The organism is Flavobacterium degerlachei, assembly GCF_900106645.1.
Classification (GTDB): Bacteria; Bacteroidota; Bacteroidia; order Flavobacteriales; family Flavobacteriaceae; genus Flavobacterium; species Flavobacterium degerlachei.
The window spans coordinates 94,483-110,118 of the sequence record NZ_FNMV01000011.1 but is presented as its reverse complement, the minus strand read 5'-3'; the positions used below and the strand labels follow the sequence as shown (position 1 = coordinate 110,118).

Here is a 15,636-nt window from a genome sequence, read left to right as displayed (position 1 = left end):
GTTAATAGTTTAATGATAAATAAATATTGGGGATATGTTGGAAATTACAATCTGTCTTATGAACTTTTTAATCAATTATTCAATTTAGAATATCATGACAACAAATAGATGGAAATATTCTATTTATAAAAGGGAAAGATCAATCATAGATTTTGATAGCAGACCTTTTGAAATAGTTTAGAGAATTTTAGAAAAAACTTACTTGTTTAGTAATGAACTAGGTTGAAATCTTTAATGAAGTAATATTTGTATCTCAATTTGTAAATTCCTCACTCGAGTTCCTCACTTGAGAGTTTTGAAGTCGGTATTTTTGAAAACATAATCCCAATAAAAAACCCTTAAACAGTTGTTGTTTAAGTTTTTGTGTGTAGCGAGGACGGGATTTGAACCCGTGACCTCAGAGGGTTATGAAAATTGAAATGTCACTTTTGTTACTTTGTAAAGTACTGATTATTAGGCGTTATGATTTTCAGCTTAAATTGGTTTATGTCGTATTTTTTACTTTTCCTCACTCTTTTTCCTCACTCTTCATTTTACCCAAGAACGTTGGCAAATGAGTGGTAACTGAAATGTATGACAAAGTGGTTAGTAGCAAAGTTTTGAATAATACAAGATTCCAACTTATCTTTTCATTAATTGTTTTAAACGACCCTGATAAGATTGTCTATAAATTTTTTTTGTGGTATCGTTCAGAAAAGAAGCTGTTATCAATTTTTCTACATTATCCGATTGTGATAACATCAAATTCATAATGTCATTAAAAATTTTTGAACTGATTCCTGCTTGCTCTGACAGTATGGCAAATTGTTGGCTAATTTTCCCTTGGCCTAAATTCCTAGGTAATAGTCCATCATCTAATGCAAAGTCTTTATCCTCTATATGAATACGACTATTTAGAAGGTCATAAGCAGGACTTAATCTATAGTCTCCCATAGGGGTTTCGAGCAAAGAAAAGTTTTTAAAATGAGCATCGCCATTTGAGAATAGATAATTGAAAATCAAGATTTTTAAAACTTTAGGAGCTTCCAATTTGTAAGCGGGTAAATATTTCTGCATTAATTGAAATATTTCTAAATAGTTTCCTAAGTATTTATAATGTTCTCCATGTGTTTGTGGTGTCCTTTCGGCCAAGGATGCAAAATCATCTTGAGCGAGTTTTGTGCCATCATCTTTTACATCAAAACGTTTGGTAATATAGGCTGGGGAACCATTTTTAAAGAATATCAGTGCATTTTCAGCAGTTTCTATTCCATAAATTTGGCGGGCAATTTGCATGGTTAAGTGTTCGTTAGAAGGCATTTGGTCTGATTTTTTTCCTATACTTGGAATTGGTTTTAGGATATAGGTACCGCGTTCTCCTTCATTGATAAGTCTTAACTTGTTTTTTTCAAGTAATACAGAAAATTTTTCCTGCACACCTGAAATGGAAATACGTTTTCTGTTTTCTTCAAATAAATCATCTGTTTCAGAATTGGATGCAGGAGAATCATAAGGCAATTCATGATGTACCTTTTTACCTTGGAACACTCTATTCAAACAGGTTCTGCTATAAGTGTGAAAACCTTCGGCTAATGTACCGGGACAATATTGTATTTCAGGTAAACTCATTGTTTTTCTATTTTAATAACTCTAACGGCACCAATGCTATCGTCTTTTGCGGTAGTCATCAGCAATCCAAAATAATCATCGAGGTCAATTTTATTATATTTACTGACTACTTGTCTATTAGAACCTTCTGGAAGCATGTTGTAAAAAAAGGGGAATAAGAATTTTGAATGAAATTCTTGTTTGCTTTTAGGTAAAGTTAGACTTATACCTGGTTTAGAGCTGTCTGCAATCCAATAATCATGATAATGAAATGTAAATGAACCATCATCGTGTTGGGTTAATATACCTGCTTCTTCATCTTTATATAATATTTTTGCCTTTCTCATTTGTTACAGATAGATTTTTAATTTTTAGACATACCTCCATACCTAAGGCATCAGCCAACTTTCCTAAAGTAAGTAGTGTTGGATTTCCTTTTCCACTTTCAAATTGTTTTAAGGTTCTTAAGCCAACGCCAGATGACTCTGCCAAGGTTTCTTGTGTCACCTGCAGTACTTCTCTACGGTCTTTTATTATTTTTATTAATTCTTTAAAGTGCATTATACGGCTCTTTTTTATACAAAAATAATATAAATTTTATTAAATTTAATAAAAAGAGCGTTAAATAGCACTAAATAATGTTTTTTTATTCTGATATTAGTGTGTGTTTGTTATTTAGTGCTCTATAATGCACTAAATCTAGTCAGATGTTTTTGAATTATTTAGTTTACATATTGCTTTATTAACGGCGATAATCGCCGTTGATTTGTAAAGGAGTAAATTTTAAAGTCTTTCAGATATAATTTGTCTTTTTTTTGTTTTAATATTTGGACATTATCATAAAGGTGCAGGGATTGAAAAGGATATTAGTTTAAAGAGTTTAAGATAGACTTAATTAACATGGGTAAATATTTTGTTAAAGTTCAAAAGGTAAAAATGAAAACTATATTTTATTTTTACCTTTTTTGCTTAGTGTTTGGTATTTTTTTTTTGTACCAAAAACTAATTTTGTCAGAATAGATTTTTACAATACAATTTGGGCAATGAATTTACAAACCTTAAAGTGCAGTACTTTTTTCTTTATTTAAAAAAGAAATAGTTCAGCTGAACCTGAGGTCTGATTTTGTATCGTTCACATTGTCAGTAATATAACTGTGGGATCTTTGGATTTTCTCACTTTTTATTTAGCTCAAGTGAGGAATTATTCCCAATAAAAAACCCTTAAACAGTTGTTGTTTAAGGGTTTGTTTTCGTAGCGAGGACGGGATTTGAACCCGTGACCTCAGGGTTATGAATTTGATATTTTTACCAAATAAATCCCTAGTTATATGCTGTTACAGGACTTGAAAATTAAGTAATCGTGTACGGATTCGTGTACGGTTAATATTAAAATTTTAAGCTAAATTAATGAAAATTAATTAATCTTAATTTGTTTGCTTTAATAATTTACTTTTAGAACGAGAATATTGATTGAAAAGTAAAATTTGAGGTAGATTTTATATAAAGAAGAAGATCTTGAATTCGGTCTAAATTGATTGTAATAAGACGGAATTATGCAATATTTATGCAATGGTTAATACCTTTAAACAAGTTTAAAGGTATTAACCATTGCGGAATTATCCAAATTTATTTTAAAAATGTCCAGTTTTTTGTAAAATAAACTGGACAAATTATTTATATTTGTAGTATTAATAATCTATGAAAACATCTGAATGTATATCGGTTACAATTGATAGACTTCCTAAAGGCTACATATTCACCTATGCTGACTTTGTTACTGAGGTGAATAAAAAAGAAGCAGTTATTAAAGCACTCAATAGAATGACTAAATCAGGGAAAATAGCAAAGCTTTCTAAGGGCAAGTATTATAAACCTGAAAGTACTCCTTTTGGTAAATTGGAACCTAATCAAGCTCAAATTGTAAAGGACTTGATGGAAAGTGATGGGAAACTAGCGGGGTATTTAACTGGTTATAGTGTGTATAATCAATTAGGACTTACGACTCAAGTTAGTAATACAATTCAAATAGGTAAAAATGAAATTCGTTCTGCTTTTAAACGGGAACGTTATATGATTTCATTTATCAAACAAAAGAACAATATTACCAAGGAAAATATCCCTTTGTTACAATTGTTAGATGCTATTCGTTACATTAAGAAAATACCAGATAGTAATCCTGCATTTTCGTGTAAACGATTATTAGCAATTCTAAAAGATTTATCGGAAAAGGACAAAAGTACAATGGTTCGTTTGGCTCTTAAATATCCACCAGCAACAAAAGCCCTTTTGGGAGCAATGTTAGATGAATTAAATGAAAAGATTCTGTCTGATTCGCTTTATAAGACATTAAACCCTGTTACCAAATATAAATTACCTGTTGATAAAGTATTGACTCAAACTGAAAAATGGAATATTATATGAAACTACACGAGAATAAACTACTTTTCAGGCAAGCAGTTCGGTTTACGGCTCAACAAATGAATATTCCAGAAATATATATTGAAAAAGATTACTGGGTTACTTTTGCTTTGCATACGATTTTTCATAATGAAATTGGTAAGCACACTATATTTAAAGGAGGAACTGCTCTTTCAAAATGTTTTAATTTGATAGAACGATTTTCGGAAGATATTGACCTTGTTGTATTGAGACATGATGGTGAAACTAATAATAAGCTAACGAATAAAATTAAAAAAATTAGTGAAGTTATAAATACAGTATTACCGGAAGTTATGGTAGAGGAAGTAACTCATAAAATGGGAATGAACCGGAAAACGGCACATACTTATGCAAAAGAATTTAATGGTAATTACGGACAAGTTAGAGATGTAATCATTATAGAGGCTACTTGGTTGGGTTATTTTGAACCTTATACGACAAAGAATGTTAATTCTTATATAGGGAATATGATGATTAATAATGGACAAACTGAAATTGCTAAACAAAATGGATTACTCCCTTTTGAAGTATTGGTATTAGAATCTGTAAGGACTCTTTGTGAAAAAATAATGAGCCTTGTTCGGTTTTCCTATTCGGAGTACCCTATTGAAGATTTAAAGAAAAAAATAAGGCATGCTTATGACTTACATCAATTATTACAACAAAAAGAATTGTTTGATTTTTTTCATTCATCGGAGTTCGAAAAAATGTTACTGACAGTAGCCAGTGATGATGTGATAAGTTTTAAAAATAATAATAAATGGTTGGTGAATCATCCTGTTGATGCGGTTGTTTTTAAAGAATTGGATTCGGTTTGGAATGAGTTAAAAGTAACTTATACGACTGATTTTAAAAATTTGGTTTATGGAGATTTACCAAATGAAAATCTTGTTCAAAATACTTTAAAAATGATTAAAGAACGTTTAAGAACTGTAATTTGGGAAATAGAAGTGTAAGAGTTGCTTTTATCAATCAATATTCATAATCTCATTATGCTCATTATCCAGTAAATCAAAAGTTCTAATAAGGTTAATAATTGTAGGGTTAATTTTTGCTAGTCTATTAACCTCAATTTCTGTTTTAGTGAGTTGTTTTTGAACTCTAGTAGAATCGTTCGTTCTGCTTTCAAGATAAATGTCAGCTAAATCAGTTCCATCCGGTACATTTTTATCCTCAATATAGCGACTGCATCTAATTTCAAAGCCTTCTTTTTGTAGTTCTAATGTTATTTTGTTCCAATCATCATATTCTGATTTATCTGGATAAGCCAAAATAGGATGATTTTTTAAAGGTAAAAGCATTTCTTTTTTAAAATTACTTTTACTGCCTGTTGCCATCCAAATATAATCTGGCAAGAATAAGCTCATGATCAAAGCGGTCTTTTCTGACTCTACTATGGCAATTTTATTTTTCGTCGATTCGTTGATTATATGCAAACCAAATAGACACTGCTGTAAGACATAATCATTTAACTTTAAAAGTCTATGAACCCAGTGAATATGGTTAAACGGTTTTTTTATTCTTTTGCCTGTTTTAATATTAAAAAGCATCACTTTCCCCGTCATTATTTTATTTTGAGGATTGATTTGCCAAAAAATTGTTGAACCAAGCCAATGCCTTGATGTTCCAAGTCTGTATTGCAAAATAACCGACTGAACCTCTTCTTCTGAAAAATAAATTTTCAAAAATTGAATCAAATTATTTTCATTAAAATTCCTGCCGCATAAAACCAATAAATCAGATTGTAAAGTAGAGGCTTGTCTTGTGATTATTGGTTTTATAAATTCGGAAATCACACAATTTTTATTAGGGTATTGATGATGCTTACAGCTGCTATCATTGTCACATCGACCGGATCCGTCTTCTAAATACGCATTGTTTTCATTGTCAACATATTTCACAAATTTTTTTTTACTACAATTTGGGCAAATAAATTTTTTACTGGATTTATCAAGAGAATATTTATACATTTTTTTATTTTATAATTCGTAGCGCTCGTAATTTTCGTAGAGGTTACGAATATTACGAGTGTTACGACTTCTTAAATTTGCTGAATTGAGTACGGATTAAGAATTCAATCATTTCTCTTTTTTCTATTAATTTTTGATTATCATCTGAGAGTAATCTGCCTATGTCAAATTTTTTCATTTGTGGTTCTAACTTATCGAATAGTAATACACGCTCGTTTTCAGGAAGCGTCATTATTATTTGATATGTTAGTTCTGCTGTCATTATGCGTTTTCAGATTTTTTTATTTTGTTTCGAACTGTGCCTTCACTTATTCCTAGTTTTTCAGCAATCTGAGTGTTGGGTAAACCTTGTTTTTTTAGTTCCAAAATTTCATTAAACTGTTCTTCGTTGTTTCTTGGTTTTAAATGGTCCAATTCATTCTCATAACCCATAAAAACGAACTCTAAGAAATTAGTGTCCTTCTCAATTTTGCACACAATTATATTTTGGGTGTCATATATCAATTCTGTATTTCGTTGCTTAATTTGTTTGATGTACCTCAATCTTGTTTCTTGTGCGCTTTCACCAATAGCAAAACAACTGTCACAAAAGTTCATTAACATTTTGCTCCCAGAAAGATCATTTTTAGTTAGTGCTTTCGAAGCATCACGTTTCGGAGTATGAGCTAACACTAATATTGAAAGGTTGTATTTCTTCTTAATACTATTTAAAAATTTCATCAGTGGTAAAGCATCTTTTGCTTTTTCTGTATCCGTTTTTAAATAAGTTAAATTGTCTATGACGATAATTTTGGCGTCATGTTCAACAATTGCAAGTTCTAACGAGTGACATAAGTAATCATCAAAATCTTTAAATTCGGCAGGAATATCTTGTTCAGGATTTATTTCTACCCGAAGTAAATTTGGACTGAAAACATAATGTTCAGAATATTGGTTGGAGTATCTGTTTTCTACTTGTTTGTCTGATAGTTCAAAATCAAAATACAATACCTTTTGAGCTAGTATTTCCATTTTAAAACCAAAAATAGCAATTCCTTTACTCAAGGCATTTGACATTTGTAACGCCAAAATGGATTTACCCAGATTAGTGTCGGCAAATAATATGCAGGTTTCATTTTCATACCATAGCTCACTAAAAAGCATATTTGGGATTGGACGGTTTTTTGCGTCCTCTATCCATTCATTAATTGGTTTTATTTTGAAACAGTTGGAAGGATTTGTGGTTGTTATTCCAGAATTGTTTAAATCGGCTTCAAGTTCTTTTTTTAATACATCTGTATGGTCTGATATTGGTCTGATTTTAGTGTTCATATGTTATGTTTTTGGCGCATTACAGTTTGTGTTACACTTTGTATCACAAACTGTAATGCAAACTGTACTACAAATAGATTCTGTTTTCAAATGCCTTATTTCTAATAAAGTCTGTCAAGATTGAATAGTCAAAAACTTCTTCAGTACAGAGTTGGCTAAACTTAAATTGATTGTTTTCTGAATCAAATTCATTAGTTACTCTTTGAATATCAATAAGTACTTTTTCGAATTCTTGTTTCAAGTCTGGAGGGAAAAACTTATTTGTTACAACTTGTAATACAATTTTTTTTAGATCTTCCAATTCAGTTTTAGGCCCAAAATGTTTTGGGGATCTAATTTTTTCAAACATCCAAAAGATAAGGTAAATGAATTCACTACTATTATAAAAACGGATGTCATATAATGTTTGATTGTCAATTTCATCACTATTTTTTGCTTTGCAGTAAGCGGTAAGTATCTCCCTTGAATTATCAGATAGTGTAATGCCTTTTTCATGGGAATCATCGATTAGCCTATCTCTCAATTTTTGAGAAATACGCAGGTTAAGAGTAACTGATTTCATAACTATCTTTTTTGGTTTAGATAATTTATGATATCAATTTTTTTGAATCGAATGGTCCTTTTGTGTTGAGTGTAGGGTAATGTCCCGTCCTTACGAAGTTTCCAGAGCGTGACTTCAGAGCATGCTAAAATTTGGCAGGTTTCCTTAACCGAAATTCGTTCCTCTATGTAGGAAGGATTTTCCTTTTTGCTGCCGTCAGGGCGTTCTAAATAAAGTAGGACTCTTTGTTGTAATATTTTGATGTCTTGAACTTCTGATTTGAGGTTCTCAAAGGATTGTAAAAAATCTTGTGTTTTCATGATTAAGCTTATTTAAAATTACTTAATGCAAATATTAAAAAACTCAAAATATGGTAGTTCGGATTCTGTCGGATTCTGTCGGATTCTGTCGGATTCTGTTAGTTTCTGTTGGATTCGGTCGGATTCGGTCGGATTATTTTTTTATTATTAGATTGAATATACTTCATTAAATAAAAAAATCATACTAAAAGTGCTTCTAGGTATGATTTTTTTATTTAAATACAGTTTTATATTACGGATTCATTAGAGATTATTTTTTCAAAATTGGGATAGCCATTGAAGTCCTTCCATTAGATTCTCTCCCAGTTTTATGACAATAATTTTCTCTGTAATTCCAGTTCTCAAATATCGCCCAAGTTTGATAGGCCTCATAAGAATAAGGTTTTTGAGTGTCAAATGGAATTTTTATACCTGTTCTAATACAGTAACCATACTCATCATTTTGGCTACTGTTATTTCTAGAATTAGAAAACTTTTGATTTTCTTTTTCTAGGTATGGATATTCCGCTTTTTGGAATCTATTAGCTTTATATGAGTCTCGGGCTTCACTATTTTATTTATTGTAAAATATAATTTAAATCTTAATATTTCTAGTTTTATCGATAATCGTTTTGGCTATAAAAATATAATCATAAATTAACTTTTGAATATCAGTAACTTCTTGTGGCACATAAATTAAATAAGGGGCTTGAGAATTATTTGTTACTAAAGTTTTCTCATATTTATAATTATTATTTTCGAAATTAAGTGTTTGTATTGCTTTTATATATTGATCTTGATTTTTAATACCATAAGAAAATCGAATCTCAAACCCTTCTCTCAACATGACGTCACCACAAGCTAATAGTTTATTGCAATAAACATATTGCTTAGTACTATTCATTTTAATTTCGGGAAATTTATCATGGAACCATTCTTTAATTTTTTCCAAATCGATATCTTTTAAAGGAAAAACATTTGTGCCTTCTTCTTTTTCAACAACAATCTCATTACCAACTTCCGTTTTTGACGCAATAATATATTGTTCAATAGGTTTCGAGTTCGCTAAATATTTATTTATCAAATTAACTAGTTGATTTCTCTCCTCATCGGTTTCAGTCTTGTATGCGAAATCTATAGAATTGATATCTGAATAATGATATAAATTTTGAGAAGAAACGATTCCATAAGCATCATTTAGATATATCTTGGAATGTAAATCTTTAACTAAAATTATCTTTACCTTAAATGCCCTTAATGGATCCAAATTTTGTTTAGCATATTCTCGTGTATATATTATGATGCTTACTCCTCTGTCGACAGCTCTCTGTAAACACTTTTTTAATTTTTCCCATTTGGCTATTTCAATATAGGGGGACACTATTATCAAACTCTTTTCTGCATCTTCTATCAAAGTCATTATTTGACCTGATATTTCCATGATTGGAATAAACTTCATTTATTTAAATGTTTAATCAGTTCTGTAATTATTTTTCCTTTTTAACAATATAATCATTTCATAAAAACGTGCCATGAAGATTCTTTAGGGTCGCTGTATTTATACTCAACGAAATAGCACTAAACAACCAATTAAAACATTATAAGTCAAATAGTTCCTTTGCTTTTTTCCAATTATTTTTAAGTATCGGTCGGTTCACACAAGTACTACCTTTTGATGACTCACCTGAGAAATGACAAAATTTTTCTGCATATTCTGGATCGCTGTATTTACTCCAAGATTTATAAGAGTCAAGTCCCATTGGCTTTTCTATATTGAACGGAATTGCAACGCCAGTTCTGATGCAAAAACCGGTATTCTTTCTTGATAATTTAATATTGGATGGTTTTGTTTCCGCAACTTTTTTTTCTATTCTTGGTAGTGTATCTGGAGTGACTTTTTTGACTGTCACTCTAAATTCTTCACTTATCGTCAATAGACGTTGAGCTTCTTCAAGTGTCGCATTATACAAGTCTGTATCTTCTTTCTTGGAAATATATATTCCCATTTCATTGTTATTTTGTTGAGAAAATGCATACAAATTCATTGAAGTAATGATTGCTTCATTTTCGTTTATATAGCATTTAGCATGAAGGGTTTTACAGAGACTTGTGCGAATTCCAATTTGGCTTTCTAACCAGTTGTTCTCTTCATATTGAAGCTTGTTTTCTCTGTAAACAATTCTAATGTCCCTTTTTTGAATATTCAAATTACTAAGATGTTCTTTAATTCTTTCGGAGAACTGTAAGTAGGGGCTGATAAGAATTAATCTCTCTTTTGTTCCTTTAATGAGTTCTTCTAAATGATAAGATACACCAGTTGTATTTAAAAATTTCGCCATTGTAAATATGATGTTTTTTAATTTCTATTTTAACGAAGCTATAATCGCTCTAAAACTATCTAAACTCGCTTCGATATTTTCCACGATTTCCAAAGCCAAAACATCAGGATCCGGTAGGTTGTCCAAATCAGCTAGGGATTTGTCTTTTAGCCAAGTGATGTCTAAACTAGTTTTATCTCTTGCAATGATTTCCTCGTAAGTAAACTTTCTCCAACGTCCTTCAGGATTGGTCCCTGCAGTGTAGGTCTCCGCACGTTTGTGCCTGTTCTCCGGGCTGTAGAGTTTTATGAAATCTTTTAGATCATTTAGTTTTAAAGGATTTTTCTTCAAGGTATGATGCACATTTGTTCTGTAGTCATAGACCCAAGTTTCCTTAGTCCAAACGTCTTTACTCGATGGTTTTGCATCAAAAAATAATACGTTCGCTTTTACGCCATTGGCATAGAAAATACCTGTTGGTAAACGAAGGATAGTATGTAAATCGGTAGTTTCTAACAACTTTTTACGGACCGTTTCACCTACGCCACCTTCAAACAAAACATTATCTGGCAAGACTACTGCAGCCATTCCGGTTGTTTTAAGCATGGAGCGGATGTGTTGCACAAAGTTTAACTGTTTGTTACTTGTCGTTACCCAAAAGTCCTGACGGTTATAGGTCAAGTCTTCTTTCTCCTGTTCGCCCTCAGCATTGGTAAAAGTCATGCTGCTCTTTTTACCGAAAGGCGGATTAGCCAAGATATAATCATAACGTACTGCTGAGGCAGTAATCAAGGAATCATTAGGAGAAATAAAGTTAGCTTAATCTATATCGCCAATATTGTGCAAAAACAAATTCATCAGTGCTAATCGTCTTGTACTGGCGACAATCTCATTCCCGAAAAAGGTTTCGTATTTCAAGAATTGTTTCGCTTCTTTGTCTAAATCGCGATTATCAACTATCCAGTCATAAGCGGCCAAGAAAAAACCTCCAGTACCACAAGCTGGATCTGCAATAGTTTTTAAGGGTTCCGGACGCAAGCATTCTACCATCGCTTTGATTAATGGACGAGGAGTGAAGTACTGCCCAGCACCACTTTTAGTATCCTCGGCGTTCTTTTCTAATAAGCCTTCATAGATATCGCCCTTGTCTTTCACGCCCATCAAGATCCAGTTCTCGGCATTGATGAGGGCAATGAGTTTATACAATTTAGCGGGGTCTTGTATTTTGTTTTGACTTTTTACAAAAATTTGCCCCAAGATTCCTTTTTCTTTGGCCAATTCCCGTAGCATAATGTTGTAATGCAACTCTAGCTCTGTACCACTTTTGGTAGTCAAGGTTTCCCATGCAAACTCAGCAGGAATAGGCATTTCTCTATTGTGTGGTGGTTTGCTGTATTCGTCTGCCATTTTTAGGAATAACAAATAGGTCAATTGCTCCAAGTAGTCACCATAGCCCACCCCATCGTCTCTAAGGGTTTGACAAAACGCCCATACTTTACTAACTATGCTTGAGGTGTTTGCTGAATTATCTTTGCTCATAATTTTGTGTTTAATCTAATATTGTTGTGCTGTTTCATATCCTGGTCTAAAATCAAACCCTTCTTTGTGAATTATATTACTATTCGATTTCGATGTAGAATAAACTAGAGTACCTACTTTTTTTAAAGCTTTAACAACTGCTTGACTTGGATATTTCCTTTTACCTTTTCCTGAAATAAAAGCAACTTTTGGTGAAAAATGATGAATTAATGATGAATTTAAGTTTTTTTTACTTCCATGATGAGGAACATCAAGCCAATCCAAATTTTTTGTCCATTCAAAATTATTATCAACAACTTCTTGTAATGCCATTGGACCTGTATCTGCTGTAAATAAATATTTTTTATTATTTTCTGGATGAAATGCAATGATTGTACTACTATTATTTTCAGAGGATTTATCATCATCTTCATCTAATGTTAATGATAAAGATTCAAATAAATATTCAATATCATTTTCATATACTTCTTTATCATCATATTCTAATCTATTTTCTTCTTCAAATAATTGTTTAACATCTCTAAAATTTTTAATTAAACTTTCATAAAAAAGGATTGAAGGCCCTAAAACAGTTAATGGAATTTGATTGTGATTAACTCCTGTAAAAGGCTCTTTGTGTGATATGCCTTTTCTTCTTATTACTTCTAATAAGTTAATATTATTATCAATCGATTCTGTAATTTTACTCATGCTCTTTGTCAATTTTGCTAGACTAATTGATTTTCTAATTTCACTTATATCAACATGTTTAGCTGGGTCATGAATCCAAAACTCATCAATTCTTATATTTTCAACTAAATAAAAGAAACCTCCGATATGATCGCTATCTGGATGGCTGCATATGGCTAAATCAATATATTTTTGATTTGTAAAAGCATTAATTTGTTCAGCTACTTTTATACCATCTTTTTTATTACCTGCATCAATAACTACAACATATTCGTGGCCTTCATTATTAAAATATCTTAGAATAATTGCATCAGCATTACCTACATTAAGCATTTCTATTTCGTACCGCATAAGATTAATCTATTAAAATTGGACAATACAGTTTTATTTGTATTTCTGTTAAACATGCGGCTTGTTTTATTAAATTGTTAATTTGAAAATCTTGTAGTGATTTTAGATTGGTTGAAACAGACCTAGCTATGTTTAATTCATCTTTAGTTGGTTGCTTCGATTTTATCACATTGTAATGAATCCTTTCTTCAAGCTTATTTTGAATTAATTCCCATTCTTTATTTTCTATTTCTGATCTAGAAATCTCATGAGCATCAATGACATCATCTATAATAGCTCCTTTTTTAAGGTTATCCATAAAGCCTTTTATGCAACTATCAAAATCCCAACCTAAAGATTGGTATGCGATTGGTTTTTTATTGAATTTGTAATTATCAAAAACATGCTGTATCATTTGATAATTTTTAATTCGATTCATGAAAATATCACTGGTTCTTACTAAAAGTTGAATTACATTATTAAATGAATTTATCTTTGGCATCAAATCTCCAGCATCACTTACTATAACTATGTCACATACATAAGAACTGTTTCCATGAGTTAATTTATGAACTCCTTGATTATCATAAACACCACCATCAACTAAACAAGGTTTAATTCTGGAAAAGTCATTTTCATTGTGATAGAATTTTTTTTCAATATAAATAGGTGTAAATGCAAAAGGAACACAAGTTGAAGATGCAACAGCTAATGATATTGGGAAATTATCTTGTTTAAATTTTATAGGAGTTTCTCCATTAGTAGGATATTCATAACTTGAATCACTCATTTTGTTTTTAGAAAACGTAAAAGGCCTTCCTGTTTCGACATTTGTTGCATTGATTGCAATAATTGGTGCTATATTAAAATCTTTTAATGTTTTACCTTCAAAAAACCATTTTGAATATAGTCTATTTATTATATGACTAACTGGGAAAATACTATACTGAAATACAATTATTATAAAAACTGTAATTAATAATAAAGGTGTTGAAATCCAAGCATATTTAGTAAATAAAAGAAATACAATCAATCCTAAAATTAATAGTAAAGTAATAATTATACAGATAAACCGAAATGAAAAATAGATTCCTCTGATTATACTTTTCTTTACTATATTAATTAAACCCTTATCAAACTCTTCAAATTTTTCACCTTTTAATCCATAATAAGCTCCAGTAATTGAACCACCAGATATAGTAGAAATAACATCCACTTTATCGAGTAAATTCATTTCTTTAAGTTTTCTAAGCGTTCCTAAATGATATATTGTTGCTCTATATCCTCCTCCAGATAGACTCAATCCTATTTTTTTATTGTTTTTCATAATTTTAAAACATTAAATCTATCGTGTATTCAAAACTTTCAAATTGATTACAAAATCTTATATCGAAATTGTCGCTGTCTAAATCTAGAAGGATATTAGGTTTAGGATGGCCATAAGTATTTCCGTAACCAAAATTGATAATTGCAGATGTCTTGCCTTTATGATTTAAATTTCTAAGGAAGTCTCTATTCCAGCCAGTATTTGAACCATGATGTGGAACTTGGAAAACCAGAACATAATTCAAATGATTTTTAACATAAAAAGAATTTTCAATTTGGTTTAATCCAATATCACCCGTTAATAGCGTTACTCCCCAATTGTATTCAATTGGGTCGATATTTTTAAAGTGAAACCGTTTCAATCTTCTATAAAAAGGATTAAAATAATGTTCAATATTAGAATGAAAACTTTCTTCTTTATGTAAAAAGGATTGCTTATGAGCCAGTGGTTTGTGTTGGACAATTAGTCCTGTTTTATTCAAATTTTTAAAAGTGTTTCTAAATTTGATTTTTAGTTTTTTTAAATTATCTCTAGCACTTAAAATTGTATTTAATTCAGCTTGTGTTAATTGTTCATTAACTCTGAAACCGTAGATTTTTTCAATTGATTCAATAAAATTGTCTGTTTGATTAGTCGTTCCAGGTTCATTATAAAGATAAAACTCCCATACAATTCCAAACTTTAATTTTCCATTGGCTTTTTTAAAAACTATTTTTTGATCTTTAGTTAATTTTAAAATTTCTTCATTGAATTCACTTTTGAGTAGTATCTCAAGGTTGTCAATAAATTCATTATCAAAATTATCAGGATTTAAAGGTTTTTCGGGAGCTTTATCATGAGGTAAATCATTTTCAGAGTTTCCCTTTATATAGTTTATTTTTCCAATATTAGCTCCTTCTATGGATAGAATGTAATCAGAGGGACTAATTACGAAATTAATAAAATCGTTAAAATTATCAACATCTCTAAGATTATGTGTAATAGCAACAAAGAGTCTTTCAAAAGGAGTTAAATAGGGTAAATAAATATTTTCGCATCTTATGCCATCTAGTAAGTCTTTTACTCCATTTATATGGTCATCATCTAAATGTGATATAAATAGAACATCTAAAGAATTATGCCAAAGTCTTTTCTTATAATATTTAATAGATTCGTTTATGTTGTTCCTGTCACTTAAGCTACCACAATCATAAACAAAATTAAATTCTTTATGACTTTTATTATATAATTTTAAGTGCCCTGTGTAAAAACTCCCTTGACCTACTGGATGGAACTTGAAATTTGAATTTAACATTTTTATTTTATT

The 15,636-nt window shown here is 30.5% G+C and carries 15 protein-coding genes and 1 pseudogene; 2 read left to right on the top strand and 14 right to left on the bottom strand.

The annotated features are described in order from the left end of the window. Positions 1-621: 621 nt before the first annotated feature. From BLV91_RS12195 to BLV91_RS12185, 3 genes are read right to left on the bottom strand one after another with little or no spacing between them, the layout of a single operon-like run. Positions 622-1,608, bottom strand: coding sequence for a type II toxin-antitoxin system HipA family toxin (locus BLV91_RS12195; RefSeq protein ID WP_091433672.1), 987 nt, complete (start codon positions 1,606-1,608; stop codon positions 622-624). Beyond that, on the bottom strand, positions 1,605-1,934 hold the full coding sequence (locus BLV91_RS12190) for a HipA N-terminal domain-containing protein (RefSeq protein ID WP_091433670.1): 330 nt from the start codon (positions 1,932-1,934) through the stop codon (positions 1,605-1,607). Before BLV91_RS12190 ends, BLV91_RS12195 begins: the two co-directional genes overlap by 4 nt. Continuing rightward, the gene (locus BLV91_RS12185; RefSeq protein WP_091433668.1) at positions 1,909-2,148 is read right to left on the bottom strand and encodes a helix-turn-helix domain-containing protein; all 240 of its coding nucleotides are present in this window, start codon (positions 2,146-2,148) and stop codon (positions 1,909-1,911) included. The genes BLV91_RS12190 and BLV91_RS12185 overlap by 26 nt, the downstream gene beginning before the upstream one ends. Positions 2,149-3,285: 1,137 nt before the next feature. On the opposite strand from BLV91_RS12185, the gene BLV91_RS12180 reads away from it, so the two are divergent. Further along, entirely contained in the window at positions 3,286-4,008 is a 723-nt protein-coding gene (locus BLV91_RS12180; protein ID WP_091433664.1) for a DUF6088 family protein, read from the top strand. Next, positions 4,005-4,982, top strand: coding sequence for a nucleotidyl transferase AbiEii/AbiGii toxin family protein (locus BLV91_RS12175; protein WP_091433743.1), 978 nt, complete (start codon positions 4,005-4,007; stop codon positions 4,980-4,982). The genes BLV91_RS12180 and BLV91_RS12175 overlap by 4 nt, the downstream gene beginning before the upstream one ends. Before the next feature lie 12 nt (positions 4,983-4,994). Here the strand turns inward: BLV91_RS12175 and BLV91_RS12170 are convergent, their stop codons facing one another. From BLV91_RS12170 to BLV91_RS12120, 11 genes and pseudogenes are all read right to left on the bottom strand, one after another. Further along, a complete protein-coding gene (locus BLV91_RS12170) occupies positions 4,995-5,996 on the bottom strand; it encodes a DUF6371 domain-containing protein (RefSeq protein WP_262488620.1) in 1,002 nt (333 codons plus the stop codon). Positions 5,997-6,057: 61 nt separating this feature from the next. Then, complete coding sequence (locus BLV91_RS12165; protein ID WP_091433662.1) at positions 6,058-6,258, bottom strand: hypothetical protein; 201 nt, start codon at positions 6,256-6,258, stop codon at positions 6,058-6,060. Beyond that, positions 6,258-7,307: an AAA family ATPase gene (locus tag BLV91_RS12160; RefSeq protein ID WP_091433661.1), complete on the bottom strand. Its 1,050-nt coding sequence runs from the start codon at positions 7,305-7,307 to the stop codon at positions 6,258-6,260. The genes BLV91_RS12165 and BLV91_RS12160 overlap by 1 nt, the downstream gene beginning before the upstream one ends. A gap of 67 nt (positions 7,308-7,374) precedes the next feature. After that, a complete protein-coding gene (locus BLV91_RS12155; RefSeq protein WP_091433660.1) occupies positions 7,375-7,869 on the bottom strand; it encodes a hypothetical protein in 495 nt (164 codons plus the stop codon). 2 nt (positions 7,870-7,871) lie between these two features. Next, positions 7,872-8,168: a helix-turn-helix domain-containing protein gene (locus BLV91_RS12150; RefSeq protein ID WP_091433659.1), complete on the bottom strand. Its 297-nt coding sequence runs from the start codon at positions 8,166-8,168 to the stop codon at positions 7,872-7,874. Positions 8,169-8,742: 574 nt separating this feature from the next. Then, positions 8,743-9,606: a phospholipase D-like domain-containing protein gene (locus BLV91_RS12145; RefSeq protein WP_091433658.1), complete on the bottom strand. Its 864-nt coding sequence runs from the start codon at positions 9,604-9,606 to the stop codon at positions 8,743-8,745. Positions 9,607-9,745: 139 nt separating this feature from the next. Next, positions 9,746-10,486: a phospholipase D family protein gene (locus BLV91_RS12140; protein ID WP_091433657.1), complete on the bottom strand. Its 741-nt coding sequence runs from the start codon at positions 10,484-10,486 to the stop codon at positions 9,746-9,748. Between the two features lie 24 nt (positions 10,487-10,510). Continuing rightward, positions 10,511-12,004, bottom strand: a pseudogene (locus BLV91_RS12135) (N-6 DNA methylase). A 15-nt stretch (positions 12,005-12,019) separates the two neighbouring features. Continuing rightward, positions 12,020-13,024 (bottom strand): ComEC/Rec2 family competence protein, encoded by a 1,005-nt coding sequence (locus tag BLV91_RS12130; RefSeq protein ID WP_139262326.1) that lies wholly within the window; start codon positions 13,022-13,024, stop codon positions 12,020-12,022. A 4-nt stretch (positions 13,025-13,028) separates the two neighbouring features. Then, positions 13,029-14,330, bottom strand: coding sequence for a patatin-like phospholipase family protein (locus tag BLV91_RS12125; protein ID WP_091433654.1), 1,302 nt, complete (start codon positions 14,328-14,330; stop codon positions 13,029-13,031). A 4-nt stretch (positions 14,331-14,334) separates the two neighbouring features. Beyond that, a complete protein-coding gene (locus tag BLV91_RS12120; protein WP_091433653.1) occupies positions 14,335-15,624 on the bottom strand; it encodes a ComEC/Rec2 family competence protein in 1,290 nt (429 codons plus the stop codon). Positions 15,625-15,636 lie beyond the last annotated feature (12 nt).

What these genes read in the sequence shown, in the direction of transcription:
- BLV91_RS12195 (WP_091433672.1), bottom strand. Translation starts at nt 1,608, where the DNA reads ATGAGTTTACCTGAAATACAATATTGTCCCGGTACATTAGCCGAAGGT.
- BLV91_RS12190 (WP_091433670.1), bottom strand. Translation starts at nt 1,934, where the DNA reads ATGAGAAAGGCAAAAATATTATATAAAGATGAAGAAGCAGGTATATTA.
- BLV91_RS12185 (WP_091433668.1), bottom strand. Translation starts at nt 2,148, where the DNA reads ATGCACTTTAAAGAATTAATAAAAATAATAAAAGACCGTAGAGAAGTA.
- BLV91_RS12180 (WP_091433664.1), top strand. Translation starts at nt 3,286, where the DNA reads ATGAAAACATCTGAATGTATATCGGTTACAATTGATAGACTTCCTAAA.
- BLV91_RS12175 (WP_091433743.1), top strand. Translation starts at nt 4,005, where the DNA reads ATGAAACTACACGAGAATAAACTACTTTTCAGGCAAGCAGTTCGGTTT.
- BLV91_RS12170 (WP_262488620.1), bottom strand. Translation starts at nt 5,996, where the DNA reads ATGTATAAATATTCTCTTGATAAATCCAGTAAAAAATTTATTTGCCCA.
- BLV91_RS12165 (WP_091433662.1), bottom strand. Translation starts at nt 6,258, where the DNA reads ATGACAGCAGAACTAACATATCAAATAATAATGACGCTTCCTGAAAAC.
- BLV91_RS12160 (WP_091433661.1), bottom strand. Translation starts at nt 7,307, where the DNA reads ATGAACACTAAAATCAGACCAATATCAGACCATACAGATGTATTAAAA.
- BLV91_RS12155 (WP_091433660.1), bottom strand. Translation starts at nt 7,869, where the DNA reads ATGAAATCAGTTACTCTTAACCTGCGTATTTCTCAAAAATTGAGAGAT.
- BLV91_RS12150 (WP_091433659.1), bottom strand. Translation starts at nt 8,168, where the DNA reads ATGAAAACACAAGATTTTTTACAATCCTTTGAGAACCTCAAATCAGAA.
- BLV91_RS12145 (WP_091433658.1), bottom strand. Translation starts at nt 9,606, where the DNA reads ATGAAGTTTATTCCAATCATGGAAATATCAGGTCAAATAATGACTTTG.
- BLV91_RS12140 (WP_091433657.1), bottom strand. Translation starts at nt 10,486, where the DNA reads ATGGCGAAATTTTTAAATACAACTGGTGTATCTTATCATTTAGAAGAA.
- BLV91_RS12130 (WP_139262326.1), bottom strand. Translation starts at nt 13,024, where the DNA reads ATGCGGTACGAAATAGAAATGCTTAATGTAGGTAATGCTGATGCAATT.
- BLV91_RS12125 (WP_091433654.1), bottom strand. Translation starts at nt 14,330, where the DNA reads ATGAAAAACAATAAAAAAATAGGATTGAGTCTATCTGGAGGAGGATAT.
- BLV91_RS12120 (WP_091433653.1), bottom strand. Translation starts at nt 15,624, where the DNA reads ATGTTAAATTCAAATTTCAAGTTCCATCCAGTAGGTCAAGGGAGTTTT.